We start from the raw sequence: 19,837 nt of genomic DNA on the forward strand, positions 1-19,837 counted from the left end.
AAGATGGACATTAAGCCTTTTGAGAACAAGGTCTGGCTTAGTTCGCCGACCATGCACGGCGATGAGCTCAAATACGTTACCGAGGCATATGAGACCAACTGGATGTCGACGGTAGGCGAGAATATCAACGAAGTCGAGCGCCTAATGGCCGAAAAGATTGGTTGCGGCTATGCCGTTGCCCTTTCTTGCGGTACTTCTGCGCTGCATCTTGCCATGAAGCTCGCTGGTATTAAACCTGGTGACGAGGTTCTTTGTAGCGATATGACATTCGACGCTACGGTGAACCCAGTTGTTTATGAGGGTGGCGTCCCTGTATTTATCGATACCGAGCGCGATACCTGGAACATGGATCCTGTCGCCCTGGAGAAGGCTTTTGAGCTGCATCCGACTGCCAAAGTTGTTGTGGCGGCGCATCTTTACGGCACTCCTGGCAAAGTTGAAGAACTTCGTTCAATTTGCGATGCGCACGGGGCTGTCCTTGTTGAGGATGCTGCTGAGTCACTTGGTGCTACGTATAAGGGTCGTCAGACTGGTACGTTTGGTGACATCAGCGCCATTAGCTTTAACGGCAATAAAATCATTACCGGATCCGCCGGCGGCATGCTTTTGACGGACAGCAAAGAGGCAGCTAATAAAACGCGCAAATGGTCGACCCAGTCGCGCGAGGCCGCTCCCTGGTACCAGCATGAGGAGCTTGGTTATAACTATCGCATGAGCAATGTAATTGCCGGTGTCGTGCGTGGCCAGATTCCGTATCTGGAGGAGCATATTGCCCAAAAGAAGGCTATTTACATGCGCTACAAAGAGGGCTTCAAGGGGCTGCCGGTAAGCATGAACCCCTATGATCCCAGCGTTTGCGAGCCGAACTTTTGGCTTTCCTGCATGCTGATTGATGCCGACGCGATGTGCAAGCAGGTTCGCGGCGAGAGTGAGGCTCTTTACGTAAGCGAGCCTGGTAAGAGCTGCCCCACCGAGATTCTTGAGGCTATTGCTGCCATTAACGCAGAGGGCCGCCCCATCTGGAAACCTATGCACATGCAGCCTATTTATCGCATGAATGCTTTCGTGACGCGAGAGGGCAGTGGCCGAGCTAAGACCAATGCGTATATTTCTGGCGGTGCAACGGGCGCAGATGGCTTGCCTTTGGATGTTGGCGCGGACATCTTCCATCGTGGTCTCTGTCTGCCCTCTGACAACAAGATGACGCCCGACCAGCAGGACCGTATCATCGAGGTCGTAAGGGGCTGCTTTGAGTAAGCTCGGCAATGAGACCTTCTACCAGCGTCACGGCAAGCGTGCGATAGACCTCGTGCTTTCTCTACTCTTGCTTGCGCTCTTCTGGTGGGTGCTTGCCATCGTGGCCGTGCTCGTGCGCGTGAAGCTGGGCAGCCCCGTGTTGTTCCGCCAGCCGCGCCCCGGCCGCGACGAGAAGGTGTTCAACCTATATAAGTTTCGCACGATGACCGACGAGCGCGACGCCGACGGAAACCTGTTGCCCGACGAGCGGCGCCTGACTAAGTTCGGCCGCGCCCTGCGTTCCACGAGCCTGGACGAGCTACCTGAGGTGTTCAACATCGTGAGAGGCGACATGGCGATCATCGGGCCGAGGCCGCTTCTGGTCGAGTACCTGCCCTACTACAACGACCGCGAGAGGCTCCGTCACTGTGTGCGGCCCGGTCTCACCGGCCTCGCGCAGGTCAACGGGCGCAACTCCCTCAAGTGGGACGAGCGCTTCGAGCTCGACGCTGAGTATGTGGAGAGCATCGGCCTCGCCAATGATGTTCACATCTTCCTGAGAACGATCGGCAAGGCTCTGAGCCGTAGCGACGTCTCGGACAACACCGCCGCAACTGAAGGCAACTTCGCGGAAATCAGGTCCCACGAGATCGCAAGGGGGAAAGCAGCTGATGAGTAACGGAACCAACATCCTCATCCTGAGCGCGGGAACGCGCGACAAGGTCGTGCAGTATTTCAAGCGCTCGCTCGCGGGCCGCGGCAGGGTGCTCGCTACTGATATGAGCGAGTACGCGCCCGCCATCTACGAGGCCGACGAGCACTTCATCGTACCGCGTATGACCGACGAGGGATACCTCGACGTCATACTCGAGATTTGCAGGGACAACGACGTCAAGGGTGTTCTCTCCCTCATCGACCCCGAGCTCTCCCTGCTCGCGAAGAATGCAGGTCGCTTTGAGGCCGTGGGGACCAGGGTCATCGGATCCTCCTACGAACTCTGTGAGCTCGCGCTCGACAAGTTCGAGATGTTCAAGTGGCTCTCCTCCCACGGCTACCGATGTGCGCGCTCCTGGATGGACCGTGCCGAGTTCCACCGAGCTCTCGACTGCGGCGAGGTCGGGTTTCCCGTGTTCGTGAAGCCCGCTAGGGGCAGCGCGAGTCTCGCCATCTCCAAGGTCTCGGACGCCGACTACCTCGACCTTATGCTCGCTCAGGGCGACGGGCTCATGATCCAGGAGTTCCTGTACGGCCAGGAGATCGGTGCCGATGTCTACGTCGACATTGTCAGCGGTAAGGTCGTCTCCATCTTCACTAAGAAAAAGCTCAAGATGCGTGCCGGCGAGACCGACAAGGCCGTCTCCTTCAAGGACCCCGTGCTCTTCGAGCTGATCGAGAGGTTCGTGGGGGAGACCGGCTTCAGGGGCCAGGTCGACATCGACGTTTTCGATATCGGCGGTGAGTACTACATCTCTGAGGTGAATCCGCGCTTCGGCGGAGGCTACCCGCACGCCTACGAGTCCGGGTGCGACCACATCGAGCTCATCGTCAACAACCTCGACGGGGTGGCCAACAAGCCGCGTATTGGGGAGTACGACGAGGGGATCGTGATGATGAAGTACAACGAGATAATGACGCTGAGGGGATAGCGGTATGCGGGTCCTCTTTCTGAGCCAGAGCCCCATGGAGTCCGGGGACACCGGCATATACACCGATCTCCTTAGGACGTTCGCCGAGCACGGTCACTCCGTTTACGCCCTCTCGCCGAGAGAGAGGCGCACGGGCTTGCCCTCCGAGCTCGCATGCGAGTGTGGGATCAATATCATCCGCGTCGCGGTCGGCAACATCACCAAGACCAATCTGATAGAGAAGGGCGTCTCGACGCTCTCCATCGGAGTCAGGTACCTTGACGCCCTCAAGCGTTTCGTCCCGGGCGTCGATTTCGACCTAGTGCTCTACGCAACGCCCCCTACTACTATCTCGGGTGTCGTGGAAAAGGTTAAGCGAGCTACGGGCGCCAGGACATATCTCCTTCTCAAGGACATCTTCCCGCAGAACGCGATCGACCTCGGAATGCTCAGCAAGAGCGGTCCCAAGGCGCCGATATACGCTTTCTTCAAGCGCAGCGAGAGAAAGACCTATCAGGCCGCGGATTGGATCGGCTGCATGTCCCCGGCCAACAGGGACTATCTACTCGAGCACGAGCCTTGGCTCGACCCGTCGCGGGTCGAGGTCAACCCCAACGCAATTGTTCCGCGCGACCTCGCCGGGGAGGACCCTGAGGCCTTCCGCTCCAAGTACGGTCTGCCCTCCGGCGAGAGAATCTTCGTCTATGGCGGCAACCTCGGAAAGCCCCAGGCGATTGATTTCTTCATCGAAGTGCTCCGCGAGAACGAGAAGGACCCCGCGGGGTTCTTCCTGATCGCAGGCAGTGGAACTGAGCGCTTCCTGCTCGAGGCCTACTTCGAGCAGGAAGCGCCCGCCCATGCGATGCTCCTGGGGTCACTCGGACGCTCCGAGTACGATACGATGCTGTGCGCTTGCAACGTCGGCCTTGTCGTTCTTGACCACAGGTTCACCATCCCCAACTTCCCCTCCAGGGTGCTCTCCTACATGCAGGCGGGGCTACCTGTTGTGACCGCAACCGACGAGGTGTGCGACATGGGTAGGATTGCCGAGGCCAATGGTTTCGGCGTTGCCGGGTCGAGCGCCTCGGCGAAAAGCTTCTTGGAGAAGTGCCGCGCTCTCACCGATGCGCAAATTGATGATATGGGCAAGAGGTCACGCCTCTATCTAGAGGAGAACTACACGTCCGAGACAAGCTACGAGCTGATAATGGAGCACTTCAATGAATAAACCCACTGCATTCAAAGACAAGACCCTGATGATCACGGGCGGCACCGGCTCGTTCGGCAACACGGTGCTCAAGCACTTCATGGGCACCGACCTGGCCGAGATCCGCATCTTCTCGCGCGACGAGAAGAAGCAGGACGACATGCGCCATCGCCTGCAGGAGAGGTCCCCGGAGCTCGCCTCCAAGGTGCGCTTCTTCATCGGCGACGTCCGCAACGCCCAGTCGGTCCGCGACGCCATGCACGGCGTGGACTACATCTTCCACGCCGCCGCCCTGAAGCAGGTGCCCTCCTGCGAGTTCTTCCCCATGGAGGCCGTGCGCACCAACGTCATCGGCACGGACAACGTGCTCCACGCCGCTATCGACGAGGCCGTGGACCGCGTCGTGTGCCTGTCCACCGACAAGGCCGCATACCCCATCAACGCCATGGGCAAGTCCAAGGCCATGATGGAGTCCATCATCTACGCCAACGCCCGCAACGGCGCCGGACGCACCACCATCTGCTGCACCCGCTACGGCAACGTCATGTGCTCGCGCGGCTCGGTGATCCCGCTGTTCATCGACCGCATCCGGAAGGGCGAGCCGCTCACGGTCACCGACCCCAACATGACCCGCTTCCTCATGAACCTGGACGAGGCCGTGGACCTGGTGCAGTTCGCCTTCGAGCACGCCAACCCCGGCGACCTGTTCATCCAGAAGGCCCCCGCCTCCACCATCGGCGACCTCGCCGAGGCGGTCCAGGAGGTCTTCGGCCGCGTAGGCACCCAGGTGATCGGCACCCGCCACGGCGAAAAGCTCTTCGAGACCCTCATGACCCGCGAGGAGCGCCTGAGGGCCGAGGACATGGGCGGCTACTACCGCGTGGCCTGCGACTCGCGCGACCTCAACTACGACAAGTTCGTCGTGGACGGCGAGGTGGAGACCCAGGCAGACGAGTCCTACACCTCCCACAACACCGAGAGGCTCGACGTGGAGGGCACCATCGCCAAGATCAAGACCGCCGAGTACGTGCAGCTGGCCCTGGAGGGCCGCGAGCACGAGGCGGTGCAGTAGGGTGCGCGTCCTCGTGACCGGCGCCAGGGGCTTCGTCGGGAAGAACCTCTGCTGCGCGCTCAAGAACATCCGCGACGGCAAGGACCGCCGCGCCAAGTGTCAGCCTCTCCTTCCCCTCGAGGTCATGGAGTACGACCTCGACTCGGCGCCCGCCGAGCTGGAGGACTACTGCTCCCGTGCCGACTTCGTCTTCAACCTGGCCGGCGTCAACCGCCCCAAGGACCAGGCGGAGTTCATGGAGGGCAACTTCGGGTTCGCCTCCACGCTGCTGGACACGCTCGAGCGCCACGGGAACAAATGCCCCGTCATGCTCTCCAGCTCCGCGCAGGCGAGCCTCTCCGGCCGCTTCGAGGGCTCGGTCTACGGTGAGTCCAAGCTCGCGGGGGAGGGCCTGTTCCGGGAGTACTCGGAGCGTACCGGCGCGCCCGTGCTCATCTACCGCTTCCCCAACCTCTACGGCAAGTGGTGCCGCCCGCGCTACAACTCCGCCGTGGCCACCTTCTGCGACGCCATCGCCAACGGGCGCCCCTACACCGTCAGCGACCCCAACGTGGAGCTGGAGCTCCTCTACATCGACGACCTCGTCGGCGAGATGCTGGGCGCCCTGCTGGGCGAGGAGCACCGCTGCGGCTACGAGGGCCTCGAGCGCGTCGACGGTGACGGGTTCTGCTACGTCCCGGAAACCGACGTGAAGACGCTGGGCGAGATCGTCTACCTGCTGGGCACTTTCCGCGACAGCCGCGAGACGCTCTCGGTGCCCGACCTTTCGGAGGGCTCCTTCTCCAAGAAGCTCTGGAGCACGTTCCTTTCCTACTACGAGCCGGGGAACTTCGCCTACGGCCTCAGGCCCAACGTGGACGACCGCGGCTCGTTCACCGAGTTCCTGCGCACGCCGGAGCGCGGCCAGGTCTCCATCAACGTGAGCAGGCCCGGGATCACCAAGGGCAACCACTGGCACATGAGCAAGTGGGAGAGGTTCCTGGTGGTCTCCGGCACCGCCTCCATCAAGCTGAGGAAGGTGGGGGAGGACGCCGACGGCAACCCGTTCCCCGTCGACGAGTACATCGTCTCCGGCTCCGACATGCGCGCCGTGGAGATGGTCCCTGGCTACACGCACTCCATCACCAACCTGTCCGACTCCGAGGACCTCGTGACGGTCATGTGGGCCAACGAGCCCTTCGACCCCGAGAACCCCGACACCTACTATGAGGAAGTGTGAACCATGGGATTTAGAAAACGCTATATAAAGCTTGTGACGTCCTGAGAAGAGGGGCCCACCCGGCTCGAGTTTTGAAATACAGGAAACCAAGCAATCTGGGCGAAAACCCTGCCCTTTATTCAAAATAGTCTTTATGGGGAGAACATGTTGCAGAACAAATTGAAGATAGCGCTCATCGGGCCTATACCTCCCCCGGCTGGAGGAATTGCATCTTGGACATTGCGCATGCTGCATTCCGATTTCGCCTCTAGGTATGTTGACTTCGTGCATATAGACGAAAGCGTGATTGCGGGTAGGGAGATTTATGGCAGAGAGGCGAAGAGAAGCTTATCGCAAGAGTTGAAGAGGTGTTTCAGGATTTGGGGTGACTTGAGGACGGCTCTAAAGGGCGGTGACGTCGACGCCGTCCATGCGAGCATTCCAGCTGCGCCATTGAGCATGCTCAGGGAAATCGTTTGCGCGTCGATCGCAAACAGGTTCGGCGTTCCTTTCATAATTCATTTCCGCTGTACTATCCCGAACTACGTGACCAATGGGATAACTAGTTGGCTGTTGGGGTTGCTGTTGTCTCGGTCTGAGGCGGCAATCGTGCTCAATCGTGCTTCGGAGAAGTTCCTGAACGAGTTCTATAGGACCCCTACGTATCTTGTCCCGAACTTCGTTTCAAGCGCCGAGCTCGAGATTTCAAGAGAGGCGCTTCGAACATATGATGGCCCGCTGAGAAGTGTACTCTACACGGGCGGGATCATAGAGAGTAAGGGAGCGTTCGACATTCTCAAAATTGCCCGGGAATTACCGAATATCGAGTTCCGCCTTGCAGGTAAGGGCGACTTCCCATCGGATATCCCGGTGCCGAGCAACGTTGTGCTGCTTGGGCAGTTAAGCAAAGATGCCATTCTCGACGAATACGGGAAGGCTGACGCTTTCCTTTTTCTTTCCAGGTTCAAGGGCGAGGGTTTCTCTAATTCCTTGGTTGAGGCAATGAGCGCCGGCCTCCCCTGTGTGGTCACCGATTGGGCGGCCAATGCGGACATGATTGGAGAAGACGGTGGCTTTGTCGTTGATTATCACGATTTGGGTAGTGTCGTAGGGGCGCTCGAGTATTTGAATGAAGGCGAAAGAAGACGGGAAATGGGGTCGGCCAACAGCAGTAAGGCAGCTCAGCTTTATTCGGAAGAGACCGTCATCAGCAAATATATTGATTTGTATAGAGCGGTGGCTGGAGAACGATGAAATTGACATCTATCCCGGGCCTGAGTGTCTGCGTTATTAAAAAGATGCTATTGAAATTGAGGTACGGTAAAAAAATTACCATGGGGTCGCGGACTTTTTTTAGGCGAGCTTTTTTTCTGAATCCTTCGACACCGTCATCAAGAATTTCGATTGGCTCGCATTGTTTCTTTAACAATTATTGTTCAATCAACTGCCGTGATTCTGTGACGATTGGCGATGGGTCGACGTTTGGTGAGGGAGTCAGACTTTATGACCATGATCACGATTTCCGTGGTTTAACCGAAGACGGCGAACCACCATACATTACAGCACGGATTGTTGTCGGGAATAACGTCTGGGTCGGTAGCAACGTCCTCATCTTAAAGGGCGTGACGATTGGGGATGGCTCTGTGATTGCGGCGGGTGCTGTTGTCAATCGTGATGTGCCTCCATATTCAATCATGTATGACAGACGTGATGTTGTAGTTAAGGATTTGGTTCAAAGATGAAAATCGCGTGCCTGATTGACTCTCTTGGTTCTGGCGGCGCCCAGAGGCAGCTTGTCAACTTAGCAAAGCTGTTCACTGATTCTGGTCACAAGGTTGATTTCATCGTATATCGTGCGGCTGATTTCTTTGCTAATCAGCTGCATTCTTTCGGGGTATATGAAACCTACATTGAGTCGAAGAACGACATCGATTTGATCTTGAGCGTTCGACAACATCTGAGAAAAACGTCCCCCGATGTTGTGATTTCTTTCTTGGAGACCCCGAATTTTATCGCATGCGTCTCATCGATGGGACCACACAGCTGGAAGCTGATCACGAATGAGCTTAGCGCGAAAGAATCCTCTTTCGTGTCTAAAAGGGCTAAATTTATGAAAAGGTTCGAGATTTTTTCTGATGCAATTGTTTGTAATTCGCAGCTGGCTTGTGGCATGTGGAAGAATGCCTTTCCGCAGTATTCCGACAAGATGCATGTTATTTACAACCCTCTCGTTGTCGAGAGCGTCTCTCCTCTCGAGCACCCGTCCGGACGGGGAAAACTGAACATTGTCGTTACGGCAAGTTTTCAGTACTTGAAGAACCCGGTTGAACTAACACGTGCAGTCAGCCTTTTGACGAATAGCGAGAGGGAAGCAATTCGGATTGACTGGTATGGCCGTTCGGAAGTAGTTGCGGGTGATACGCGGGCCTTCGATGAGGCTTCTGCGATTGTGCGCGATAACGGACTGTCTGATTGCGTGAGATTGCATGAAGCGGTTGAAGACATCTACCCTATAATTGCTGCCGCAGATGTCGTAGGCTTGTTCAGCACTGTGGAAGGCTTGCCGAATGCGATATGCGAGGGCATGCATTTTGGGAAGCCCATCTTAATGACGCCCGTTTCCGATTTTGATGTTCTTGCGGGCCAGGGAAATGGAATTGTCTGTGGTGGGTTCGATGCGCCCGCTATAGCGGCAGCATTGCGCAAGTGTCTTTCCTTGACCGATAGCGATATGAGCAGGATGGGGAACAAATCAAGTGTTCTTGCTGAGGCCCTCTTTTCTCCGGACGCCATTTGCGCTCAATGGAATGGCCTCATTAACGACCTGGTAGGTGCGAAGAAATGAGAAGACCATTCATAATTACCATCGATACCGAAGGCGATTCCCTTTGGGACAATCCTAAGGTAATAAAGACTCACAATGCAAGGAATCTCCCAAGGTTTCAGGCCCTGTGCGATAGGTACGGGTTCAAGCCCGTATACCTTACAGACTATGAGATGATTTGCGATGACTGGTATGTCGATTTTGCTGCAAGGACATGCGCCGAGGGTAGATGCGAGATTGGGCTGCATATTCACGCATGGAACAGCCCCCCTTTCGAGTCGTCTTTCGCATATGGTGACTCCCAGCCTTTCTTGTCAGAGTTCCCACCAAATGAAATTCGTGAAAAGGTTCGAATCCTTAAGCAGATGATAGAGGAGCGTGCCGGTGTCAAAGTTGTCTCGCATCGGGCAGGGCGTTGGGGCCTGTCGGAGGAATATGCCGAGATCTTGCTAGAAGAGGGAATCAGGGTCGATTGCAGCATGACCCCGTATGTTAACTGGACAGGGACAAAAGGCTGCAATGCCGGAGGGCCAGATTTCTCTGAGGTGCGTAATCATCCCTTCCGTATTGGCAAGAAGAATGTGGTGGATGGCGATGCACTGCTCGAGGTGCCCGTCACAATTGCGCCGGCCTCGCGAATTACGGGGAAGATGAGGCGCGAGAGTTCGCCGTTATCGAATGTGCAAGGTGCCGCGGGACATGTGCTTAATAGAAAGCTCTGGTTAAGGCCCTCGACTGACAACCTCGATGCAATGTTGGGGCTTGTCGATCACGCCACGGCTAACGGCTACCCCTTCCTCGAATTTATCCTTCATTCTTCGGAACTCTCTGCTGGGCTTAACCCTACATTTAAAACGGACAGCCAAATTGATGACCTTTACGGCTCTCTCGAAGTTCTTTTTTCAAAGATATCAGAGGACTATGTTGGCTACACACTGGCCGAATTCGAGGAAACATCGCGCGACGGGAGAGATTTTGCCTAGGATATCTAGTGCGGATAGTGGTTTCCAGCCATATCAGATAATTTTGCCTTTGACCTTGTTCGGCATGGTGGCGCTGCACATGTACATCGGCTACATGGCATCGATTCCATTTTTCGTCGGCTATCTTATCTGGTTTTTTAGAAGCAATATCGAGTCAAATTTCGTGTTTTTGCTCGCAGTTCAGCCATTCTCGGGCCTGTTCAAGGCTGGAGCCGGCCTTCCAAGTTTCGCAGTTGTATTCTATTTGGTTCTGATAGCAAAGGCGCTGTTTGGAATGCGCGGACTGGCTGCGAATCACCCGGTTCTTTATCCGTTGGTCGCAGCCTTTTCTGTTTTGGCGGCAGCCCAACTGATTGATGTTATCGTCGTCGGGGCTTCGCTTAACAAGGTTTTTGCGTTTTTAGTCAACGTTGCCCTTTGCGTCGCTTCCATACTCGCGCTTGACTCGGAAGATGGGCATTCTCTTAAACAAATGCGTTCTGCTGTTGCGATGTGCTTTCCCCTTTCGGTCGCCGCAATGGTTCTCGCCGCGAACGTTTATCCGAGCTTGGCAGTTGACATCGCTTCCAGGATATCCACATTTCAAACAGCGGGTGTCGTTTATGACCGGTTTAGCGGGTTAGTCGGCGATGCCAATTTCTTTTCGCAGCTGGTTCTGTGCGCCGTGGCTCTCTCCTTGGGCGATTTACTTGTAACGAAACAAAAATGTTATAAGGTCATGGATGTGCTTGTTACCGTGTTTCTTGTAGCGCAGGGCCTTAGGAGCTATTCAAAGAGCTTTTCCATAACACTGGCCCTCATTGCAGTGGTGTTTTGTGTAGTTTTAGGGAAACGGTCTTTTGGGAGCTCGAAGCAAAAGGCTGTTTTGTTCATCGTTGGCATTCCTCTCCTCACAGCTATCCTACTTGCGGTGATTTTCGAGGTTGCTCTGCCTGGATTTATGTTAAGGATGGGGTCTGGGCAAGATCTTACGACAGGGCGCGCTGCTATTTGGAATGCTTATCTGAGCAAATGGTTAAGTAACGTCGGTTATATGGCGTTTGGCTTTGGCTTCGACAATGGGCGCTATGCCTCTGGCTTGGGCGATGCCGCCCACAACGCATATATAGAACTACTCACAGAGCTGGGGATTGTGGGACTGGCGTGTCTCGTCTTTATCGTTAAGCCCTCCCTGAAAAACATCAAGGGCGTTTGTAGCGATCCGCGCCTTCTGTACATGTTGCCTCTCGCTATTACGTGCTTCGGTCTTGCATTATCAGATTACGATTTCGTCTACGTATGTATTTCCATACTACCCTGCTTTCAAAATCGATGCGGCCAAAGAACCCAAACCATCTGTCGGGGAGAGATGGGCCGAGAACGCCAAATCAAGTACAGGAGGGCGTCATTCGATGCGACTCGATAAAATTAAGTCAGGCGACACGGTTGTGGTGATTGGTGATGACCATTACAACACTCTTGGCGTGGTAAGAAGCCTTGGTGAGGCTGGATTTGTTGTTGCTCTTGTTCTGATGTCCGATCATGCGACGTGTGTGACGAAGTCGAAATGGGTCTCTGGGCTTCGGTTTGCTCCGAGCGATGCTTCTGTTTACGAAGCGTTGACCGAAATCTGTGCCGCATCTCACCGTCCCGTCGCCGTAGTTCCGACTTCGGATAAGGCGGCTATAGTCGTGAGCGGTTTTCTGGAGGACCTTCCGGGAAATTGTGTTGCACCTGGTATTGCAGGTGGGCTTTTGCCGCTTGAAGACAAGGCGACGGCCAAGGCACTGGCTCGCTCCTGCGGTTTGAATACGGCTGCTGGGCTGGTTGTGGAAAGCGTGGCAGGCGGACTAGAAGTTTCAAAACAGTTGAATTTTCCTGTGATTATTAAGCCTGTTGTTAGTGTAGAGGGTTTAAAGTCCGATATTTCCATCGCATATACAAGTGAAGAGGCGTCCCAGTGTCTGAAGAAGTTCTTTTCCGGTGGGTATGAAAGAGTACTTATTGAAGAGTACATCTGCGGCAAGGATTCCCATATGGTCGAGGTTATGGGCTACAGGAGTCGCAATGGTGTTTCTTCGGTCGCTGGGGTTATAGAGAAAATCAGAGAGTATCCGCTTGCGAACGGCAGCACGTCATATGCGCGGTTCGTGAGTTCTCATGACGGGATTGACCTTGATGCTGTTCGATCTTTCATTGACAAAGCAGGCTTTTTTGGCATCTATGATATGGAGTTCAAATTCAGTGCTGGTAAGGCCTATTTTATCGAGTGCAATTTCCGCGTCGGAGCACCCTCTTACGCCATGACTCAGTTAGGGTGCAACGTTCCTGCACTTTGGGTCTCGGGTGCTGTTTTATCGCATCCTGTGTCGGACAACCGCCCTTTTATGGTCGAGCAACGTGATGTATTTCATGTGATTAAGGGAAACATTCGGCCGGCTAAATGGATCAAACAGTTTAGGGACTCAAGGCATATTTTTGCCGTCAAAGGAGATATGAGGCCTGTTCGAGCATACTGGTCTGATTTGATGCTAGGACGCATTGCGGGGCATCTTCCAGTTGGCAAGTCCTGATACGCATACCCGCTTTCATCAATTGTTTCATAGAGCGTCTATTTTGGGAGTTAGCAAGTGGAATACCTGATATTCGACAACATAGAGAAAACCCGCGATTACTGGCTTTCAATTCAGACGGATGCTCCTGAGAATTACTATCAGTCGTACGAATTTAACTTTATGTGTTATGTAAATAGGAAAACGTCACTCAGCAATATCCTCCGGGGAAACACGACCTGCAGGTTCATTGTTTTCACCAATGCTGAAGAACCTATTGCGATTGCGCCGCTGGTTTTGGATGAGCATCCTTGTAAGGCGATTCGTCTCCTCGGGCATGGTACGAATGCGGGAACCCTAGATTTCGTTTACCGAGATTCTTTGGGGAGGGATGAGATGAAGGACATCCTTGATACTGTCCATAATCTATTCGCGGACTATAGGCTTGATTTCATATTCGTGTCGCAGCGTTCAAAGATGTATTCTTTCTTGGAGCCGTCCGAGCAGTTCGAGAACTACATGATTGCCGCGTCGGGGTATCAAAATTGGTTTGATGGGTTGAGTAAGAAAACCAGGCAGAATATTAGAACGTCGTATAATCGGCTGTCAAACGATGGACTTTGCTTCGGTCTGAAGAAGATAGTTCAGCAGGAAATAGACGATACGCTGCTTCAGGAAATAGATGCAATATATCAAAAGCGGAGGCAGGATTGGGGTTATAAGTCCTCTGCGTGGCAGCAATTCAAAAGGATCAGGGCGAGCAAGCGAGATCTCGTTTACCAGACCGTATCAAGCTCGCCTTCTGGAGTAATCTATCAATTACTTGTAAACGACAAGTGCGCCGCTTTCTTGGCTGGCTATCAATTCAAAAACTATATTCACGTTCCCAGGCTTGCGATCGATGACGAGTTTAGTCGCTACAGTCCTGGAATGGTATTAATCAACGAGTGCCTCAAGCAATTTGAAGGCGAGCCATTTGAATTCAATCTTGGACGGGGTAGCGAGGGATACAAGAAAAAACTTAATGGAGTGCCCACTTTAAGCGTACGGGGCACTTATACGATTATGGGAGAAAAATGACAGGTACTCAAAGTTCTGTTGCGGGTTCTTTTGCGTGGAAACTGTTTGAGAGGTTCAGCGTCCAAGGAATCAATCTTGTTGTACAGATTGTTCTTGCAAGAATTATCGCTCCCGAAGCGTTTGGCGCTTTGGCGATACTGATGATATTCGTAAACATCGCGAACATCTTCGTACAAAAAGGCTTTGGGTCATCGCTAATTCGGATGAAAGCGGTCGATGATATGGACTGCGATTCGGCCTTTTGGGCTTGCGAGATCATTGCCGCCTTGCTGTTTCTCATATTGGCTTTCTGTTCTCCATACATCGCTTCGTTCTTTGGAGTTCCAGAGCTGAAGAGCGGTTTGGTCGTTATCTCGACTTCTCTATTTCTAAGCGGACTGTCTTGCATCCAGAATGCCCTTCTCGTTCGGGATATGATGTTCAGGGCTATTTTCTTGCGAGGTTTGTTTTCGAGCGTCATTTCCGGCGTAGTCGGCATTGCGATGGCGGTAGCGGGCTTTGGTCTTTGGGCGCTGGTCGCGCAAACAGTCTTGAATCAGCTCGTTCTTGTTTTAGCAATGCTGTCTCAAGTTGCTTGGAAGCCGTCTTTTAGTTTTTCCTTCAAACGCTTGAGGGATATATTCGATTTCGGAGGTAGCATCCTAGTTTCGGAGCTTCTATCATACGCCGTCGAGGCGGCAAGGAGTCTCTTCATAGGACGTGAATACACTACCGCGCAGCTTTCTTACTATGACAGGGGGCAGACTTATCCTTCGACGTTGATGAGGGGCATCTACGACGCTGTTGGCGGTGTCCTTTTGCCTGTGTTTTCTCGGTTACAAGATGAGCCTCATAAATTGGCGTGCGAATGCACTAGGTATTTAAGCTTAGTTGTGTATGCCGTGACGCCGGTATTCATTATCTTTGCCGCATCGTCTGAGGCGGCTTTGGTTCTTTTGCTAACAGAGAAATGGTTGCCGGCGGCCACGTTTTGCACCTTGTTTTGCTTTGCTCAGCTCTTCCAACCGGCCCAGGGAGTGTTTCGACAAGCGATTTATGCCACGGGCAAGAGTTCTGTCATCTTGAAATTGGAGATCGTGAAAGATATTGTCAGCATTGCGTTTTTAATCGCATTTATCCCGTTTGGGCCGATTGGAGTGGCCATTTCCTTCGTCGTCTCCATGGCGTTTTCTAGCATCCTGATGGGATGGGCAGCAGCAAAGCTTCTGCCCATTACGTCGGGTATGGTGTTTGGAGCAACCTGGAAGACTGCCTTCGCGTCGCTTCTAACGTTTGTCGTGGTCTGGGCGCTCAACGGATTGATCGGGGACTATTCGATTCGTCTGATTTTGCAAGTTGTTGTTGGCATTGGTCTGTATTTATTGGCGTCAAAGATGGTTGGGAGTCGAGAACAGCGTTTTCTGCTCTCGTATGTGTCTCGTAGATTTTCAAGAAGACGATGACGCAATAGCTAAGCATTAGCTGTTAGTGAAGGAGTTAATTCCGATGAATCAATATTCATTCCAAGATGATGGTCGCCTGAAGCTTCTGATCATCGTGGGCACGCGCCCCGAGGTCATCCGCCTGTCGGAGGTCATCAAGAAGTGCCGCCGCCACTTCGACTGCCTGCTGGCGCACACCGGGCAGAACTACGACTACACGCTCAACGGCATCTTCTTCCGCGACCTGGAGCTCGCCGACCCCGACGTCTACCTGGACGCCGTGGGCGCCGACCTGGGCGAGACCGTGGGCAACATCATCGCGGCCTCGTACAAGCTGATGGTGCAGGTCCAGCCTGACGCACTGCTGATCCTGGGCGACACCAACAGCTGCCTGTCCGCCATCGCGGCCAAGCGCCTGCACATCCCCATCTTCCACATGGAGGCCGGCAACCGCTGCAAGGACGAGTGCCTGCCCGAGGAGACCAACCGCCGCATCGTCGACGTGATCTCCGACGTCAACCTGGCCTACTCCGAGCACGCCCGCCGCTACCTCAAGGACACCGGCTGCGCCCCGGAGCGCACCTACGTCACGGGATCGCCCATGGCCGAGGTCCTGCGCGCGAACCTGGGCAAGATCGAGGCCTCGGACATCCTCTCCGAGCTCGGCTTGCAGCCGAAAAAGTATATGCTGCTCTCGGCGCACCGCGAGGAGAACATCGACACCGAGGCCAACTTCACGAGCCTGTTCACCGCCATCAACGCGCTCGCGGAGAAGTACGACATGCCGATCCTGTACTCCTGCCACCCGCGCTCCCGCAAGCGCCTGGAGGCCACCGGCTTCCAACTGGACCCGCGCGTGCGCATGCACGAGCCCATGGGCTTCCACGACTACAACTGCCTGCAGATGAACGCCTTCGCCGTGGTGTCGGACTCCGGCACGCTGCCCGAGGAGTCGAGCTTCTTCGCGAGCGTCGGCCACCCGTTCCCGGCGGTGTGCATCCGCACCTCCACCGAGCGCCCCGAGGCGCTAGACAAGGCGTGCTTCACGCTCGCCGGCATCAGCGAGCGCGGCCTACTCCAGGCGGTCCACACCGCCGTCGAGCTCGACGCGGAGGGGTCGCTGCCCGAGGCGCCCGTGCCCGACTACGCCGACGAGACCGTGTCCACCAAGGTGGTCAAGATTATCCAGAGCTACACCGGCGTCGTGGACAAGATGGTGTGGAGGAAGGGCCTGTGAGCCTGAACCGGACACGATATCTCAAAAGAGGAATTTATGATTAATCGGAAAGTACTTGTTACCGGAACCGCCGGCTTCATCGGCGCGTTCCTCGTCAAGAAACTGCTCGATGAGACCGATGACGCGATCGTCGGCCTTGACAACCTCAACAGCTACTACGACCCCGGCATCAAGGACGCGCGCCTACGCATGCTGGCCGAGGCCGACACGGACGGCCGCTTCGCCTTCGTGCGCGGCGACCTTTGCGACGCCGCCCTCATCGAGCGCCTGTTCGCCGAGAACTGCTTTGACGTCGTGGTGAACCTCGCCGCCCAGGCGGGCGTGCGCTACTCCATCGAGAACCCGCGCGCATACCTGGAGAGCAACCTCGTGGGCTTCTTCAATGTGCTCGAGGCCTGCCGCCACCACCCGGTCAAGCACCTCGTCTACGCCAGCTCCAGCTCGGTCTACGGCGGCAACAAGAAGGTGCCGTTCTCCGAGGAGGACCGCGTCGACTCGCCGGTCTCGCTCTACGCTGCCACCAAAAAGTCCAACGAGCTCATGGCCGCCGCCTACTCCAAGCTCTACTCCATTCCAGCGACCGGCCTGCGTTTCTTCACGGTGTACGGCCCCATGGGAAGGCCCGACATGGCCTACTTCGGCTTCACCGAGAAGCTACGCCGCGGCGAGACCATCAAGATCTTCAACATGGGCGACTGCCGCCGCGACTTCACCTACGTCGACGACATCGTCGAGGGCGTCAGGCGCGTCGTGGACGCCGCGCCCGAGGTGAAGATGGGCGAGGACGGGCTGCCGCTCGCCGCGCACCGCGTCTACAACATCGGCAATTCTCATCCCGAGAACCTGCTCGACTTCGTCGACACGCTGCAGCGCGTGCTGGTGGAGGAGGGCGTGCTTCCCACCGATTACGACTTTGAGGCCCACAAGCAGCTCGTGCCGATGCAGCCCGGTGACGTTCCCGTCACCTACGCCGACACCACGGCGCTCCAGCGCGACCTGGGCTACAAGCCCGCGACGCCGCTCGAGGACGGCCTGAGGGCCTTTGCCAAGTGGTATAAGCGCTACTACAACATTTAGCAAATCATGGCCCTGTAGCAGGGTCATTTTTCATGCTGAATACTGTTCTTTGACAATTGGAGAATGACATGAAGATCGCTGTTGCCGGTACCGGCTACGTTGGCCTGTCCCTCGCCGTCCTGCTCTCGCAGCACAACGAGGTGCACGCGCTGGACATCGTGTCCGAGAAGGTCGAGAAGATCAACAACTACGAGTCGCCCATCCAGGACGACGAGATTGAGCGATTCCTGGCGGAGTCCAAGGCGGGGGAGCGCGAGCTCGACCTGCATGCCACCGTCGACGTGGCCGAGGCATATACGGGCGCCGACTACGCCGTCATCGCCACGCCTACCAACTACGACAGCGATAGGAACTTCTTCGACACGAGCTCCGTCGAGGCCGCCATCGCCGCCGTGCGCTCAGTGAACCCGGATGCCTGGATCGTCATCAAGTCGACCATCCCCGTCGGCTACACCGCGGGCCTGCGGGAGAGGCTGGGCGACAGCAAGATCTTCTTCAGCCCCGAGTTCCTGCGCGAGAGCAGGGCGCTCTACGACAACCTGCACCCCAGCCGCATCGTGGTGGGCGCGCCGAAGGAGGACGCCGACGCCGTCGCCGCGGCGGAGAAGTTCGCCCGCCTGCTTGCGCAGGGTGCCGATCCCGCTGAGCTGGAGCGCGTGAACGCCGACGGTACCGTGGGCATCCCCGAGCTCGTACTGGGCACCACCGAGGCCGAGGCCGTGAAGCTCTTCGCCAACACCTACCTGGCGCTGCGCGTGGCCTACTTCAACGAGCTCGACACCTACTGCGAGGTCCGCGGCCTCAACACCCGCGACGTCATCGACGGCGTGTGCCTGGAGCCGCGCATCGGCAGCCACTACAACAACCCCAGCTTCGGTTACGGCGGCTACTGCCTGCCCAAGGACACCAAGCAGTTGCTGGCGAACTACAAGGACGTTCCGCAGAACTTGATCGAGGCCATCGTGGAGGCCAACCGCACCCGCAAGGACTTCGTGGCAGACGAAGTGCTGCAGATGGTGTGGGACCGCGTGTATGAGGGCAAGCCGAAGCCGGTCGTGGGCGTCTACCGCCTGACGATGAAGTCGAACTCCGACAACTTCCGCGCGAGCTCCATCCAGGGCGTCATGAAGCGCGTGAAGGCCAAGGGCGTGCCCGTGGTGGTCTACGAGCCCACGCTGGACGCGCCGGAGTTCTTCGGCTCCGAGGTCACGCACGACCTGGAGGCCTTCAAGGCCGGCTGCGACGTGATCGTCGCCAACCGCTGGAGCGACGAGCTCGCGGACGTGGCGGACAAGGTGTACACGAGGGATCTGTTTAAGCGGGACTAGGGGAGAGGATTCCCGACCGCGATTTTTAGCCTTATCTATGAGTCGCATTGTCAAGAAAGAGGTCATATCGGCTAACGCCGATATGACCTCTTTTGGTATAAGACTGATTCCTTTTGCAGCTGGTGAGCGATGCGTTGTATATAGCACGTTAAGCAACGAACTCCATTTTCCCTGCATTTAGCCTTGAGCATCAAGAACGGGACATCGCCCGTGCTGCAATCGACTGCGTCGGGCCTCTTGATCCAGTCCGACAGGCTTCCTCATGCGGGGCTTTCCTGAAGATTTACTCGGTATCCTTGCAAAAGAATCGTATGCAATACCGAGAGGCGCAGGCTACTGTAATGTGTGCTGCTTTTCGTGTGTCCTCATTAAGCAAGTAGATACGAGAGTCGACTTAGTTGAATTGCCCGATCCGGGCCTTGACCTTGGTTCATGGATTGTTGTTATTGACAATCCCTGTGAACTTATATCTAGGCTTAGGACAGCCGTTCTGCAATTGGGTTATGACTTTGTAGCTGCTCCGGTTGAATATAGAGATAGCGTTCAGTTGAATCCCTCTGAAGTTGTTAAATCAACAATGGATTTAAAATCTCATAATCCATTACCTGCTTATATGGTTTTTCCAAATAGGATTCCACATTTTAATGCAGGAGTGTTTGTAAAGAATGTTCGTTATGCAAACCAAGCTGAATGGCGTATCGCCGTTAATAGGAATGAACGCTCATATGAGCCTCTAATTCTTAAGCTTGGCGATCTAACTGATATCGCTCATTTGACTAGGAGAACGGAGCTTGCTGAAGATTTGCAACGGGTGCGCGGTTGTTCGGTTCCCTATTTGACTCGGGGGTGCTTTGGAACGAAGACTTCTCAAGAACTATCTCAGGATCTCTTTGAGTTGGGAAATGAGGAGGTCTTTATTACGCTGACGATTGGATAGCGCACAATAAGCGAGGATAGAGGTAATGGACTGGTGACCGCTCTTTGTTTAATAGACGCTAGGGGGTCGCCCCTACACCAA

General features: G+C 55.3%; 18 protein-coding genes. All 18 read left to right on the top strand.

Going from position 1 to position 19,837, the window contains the following annotated elements; translation table 11 throughout:
- Positions 1-3: 3 nt before the first annotated feature.
- On the top strand, positions 4-1,257 hold the full coding sequence (locus tag ACTNDJ_RS03905) for a DegT/DnrJ/EryC1/StrS family aminotransferase (RefSeq protein WP_441083377.1): 1,254 nt from the start codon (positions 4-6) through the stop codon (positions 1,255-1,257).
- A complete protein-coding gene (locus ACTNDJ_RS03910; protein ID WP_441083378.1) occupies positions 1,250-1,915 on the top strand; it encodes a sugar transferase in 666 nt (221 codons plus the stop codon). Before ACTNDJ_RS03905 ends, ACTNDJ_RS03910 begins: the two co-directional genes overlap by 8 nt.
- On the top strand, positions 1,908-2,882 hold the full coding sequence (locus tag ACTNDJ_RS03915) for an ATP-grasp domain-containing protein (RefSeq protein WP_441083379.1): 975 nt from the start codon (positions 1,908-1,910) through the stop codon (positions 2,880-2,882). The genes ACTNDJ_RS03910 and ACTNDJ_RS03915 overlap by 8 nt, the downstream gene beginning before the upstream one ends.
- A 4-nt stretch (positions 2,883-2,886) precedes the next feature.
- Positions 2,887-4,089, top strand: a complete 1,203-nt coding sequence (locus ACTNDJ_RS03920; protein ID WP_441083380.1) for a glycosyltransferase family 4 protein — start codon at positions 2,887-2,889, stop codon at positions 4,087-4,089.
- Positions 4,082-5,140, top strand: coding sequence for a polysaccharide biosynthesis protein (locus tag ACTNDJ_RS03925; protein WP_441083381.1), 1,059 nt, complete (start codon positions 4,082-4,084; stop codon positions 5,138-5,140). The genes ACTNDJ_RS03920 and ACTNDJ_RS03925 overlap by 8 nt, the downstream gene beginning before the upstream one ends.
- 13 nt (positions 5,141-5,153) lie before the next feature.
- Positions 5,154-6,359 carry a polysaccharide biosynthesis C-terminal domain-containing protein gene (locus ACTNDJ_RS03930; protein ID WP_441083382.1) on the top strand — a complete coding sequence of 402 codons (1,206 nt, stop codon included), beginning with the start codon at positions 5,154-5,156 and terminating at the stop codon, positions 6,357-6,359.
- A 144-nt stretch (positions 6,360-6,503) separates the two neighbouring features.
- Positions 6,504-7,592, top strand: coding sequence for a glycosyltransferase family 4 protein (locus tag ACTNDJ_RS03935; protein WP_441083383.1), 1,089 nt, complete (start codon positions 6,504-6,506; stop codon positions 7,590-7,592).
- On the top strand, positions 7,589-8,080 hold the full coding sequence (locus ACTNDJ_RS03940) for an acyltransferase (protein ID WP_441083384.1): 492 nt from the start codon (positions 7,589-7,591) through the stop codon (positions 8,078-8,080). Before ACTNDJ_RS03935 ends, ACTNDJ_RS03940 begins: the two co-directional genes overlap by 4 nt.
- Complete coding sequence (locus ACTNDJ_RS03945) at positions 8,077-9,183, top strand: glycosyltransferase (protein WP_441083385.1); 1,107 nt, start codon at positions 8,077-8,079, stop codon at positions 9,181-9,183. Before ACTNDJ_RS03940 ends, ACTNDJ_RS03945 begins: the two co-directional genes overlap by 4 nt.
- On the top strand, positions 9,180-10,145 hold the full coding sequence (locus tag ACTNDJ_RS03950) for a hypothetical protein (RefSeq protein WP_441083386.1): 966 nt from the start codon (positions 9,180-9,182) through the stop codon (positions 10,143-10,145). The genes ACTNDJ_RS03945 and ACTNDJ_RS03950 overlap by 4 nt, the downstream gene beginning before the upstream one ends.
- A complete protein-coding gene (locus ACTNDJ_RS03955; protein ID WP_441083387.1) occupies positions 10,138-11,550 on the top strand; it encodes an O-antigen ligase family protein in 1,413 nt (470 codons plus the stop codon). Before ACTNDJ_RS03950 ends, ACTNDJ_RS03955 begins: the two co-directional genes overlap by 8 nt.
- Positions 11,537-12,697, top strand: coding sequence for an ATP-binding protein (locus ACTNDJ_RS03960; RefSeq protein WP_441083388.1), 1,161 nt, complete (start codon positions 11,537-11,539; stop codon positions 12,695-12,697). The genes ACTNDJ_RS03955 and ACTNDJ_RS03960 overlap by 14 nt, the downstream gene beginning before the upstream one ends.
- A gap of 57 nt (positions 12,698-12,754) precedes the next feature.
- Positions 12,755-13,756 carry a GNAT family N-acetyltransferase gene (locus ACTNDJ_RS03965; RefSeq protein ID WP_441083389.1) on the top strand — a complete coding sequence of 334 codons (1,002 nt, stop codon included), beginning with the start codon at positions 12,755-12,757 and terminating at the stop codon, positions 13,754-13,756.
- Complete coding sequence (locus ACTNDJ_RS03970; RefSeq protein WP_441083390.1) at positions 13,753-15,198, top strand: lipopolysaccharide biosynthesis protein; 1,446 nt, start codon at positions 13,753-13,755, stop codon at positions 15,196-15,198. The genes ACTNDJ_RS03965 and ACTNDJ_RS03970 overlap by 4 nt, the downstream gene beginning before the upstream one ends.
- Before the next feature lie 43 nt (positions 15,199-15,241).
- On the top strand, positions 15,242-16,414 hold the full coding sequence (gene wecB / locus ACTNDJ_RS03975) for a non-hydrolyzing UDP-N-acetylglucosamine 2-epimerase (protein ID WP_441083391.1): 1,173 nt from the start codon (positions 15,242-15,244) through the stop codon (positions 16,412-16,414).
- A 36-nt stretch (positions 16,415-16,450) separates the two neighbouring features.
- Positions 16,451-17,491, top strand: a complete 1,041-nt coding sequence (locus tag ACTNDJ_RS03980; RefSeq protein WP_441083392.1) for an NAD-dependent epimerase/dehydratase family protein — start codon at positions 16,451-16,453, stop codon at positions 17,489-17,491.
- Between the two features lie 68 nt (positions 17,492-17,559).
- Positions 17,560-18,819: a nucleotide sugar dehydrogenase gene (locus ACTNDJ_RS03985; protein ID WP_441083393.1), complete on the top strand. Its 1,260-nt coding sequence runs from the start codon at positions 17,560-17,562 to the stop codon at positions 18,817-18,819.
- A 262-nt stretch (positions 18,820-19,081) separates the two neighbouring features.
- A complete protein-coding gene (locus tag ACTNDJ_RS03990) occupies positions 19,082-19,756 on the top strand; it encodes a hypothetical protein (RefSeq protein WP_441083394.1) in 675 nt (224 codons plus the stop codon).
- The last annotated feature ends 81 nt before the right edge of the window (positions 19,757-19,837 follow it).

Origin of the sequence: Collinsella sp. HCP3S3_D1, assembly GCF_052064015.1 — a bacterium.
Classification (GTDB): domain Bacteria; phylum Actinomycetota; class Coriobacteriia; order Coriobacteriales; family Coriobacteriaceae; genus Collinsella.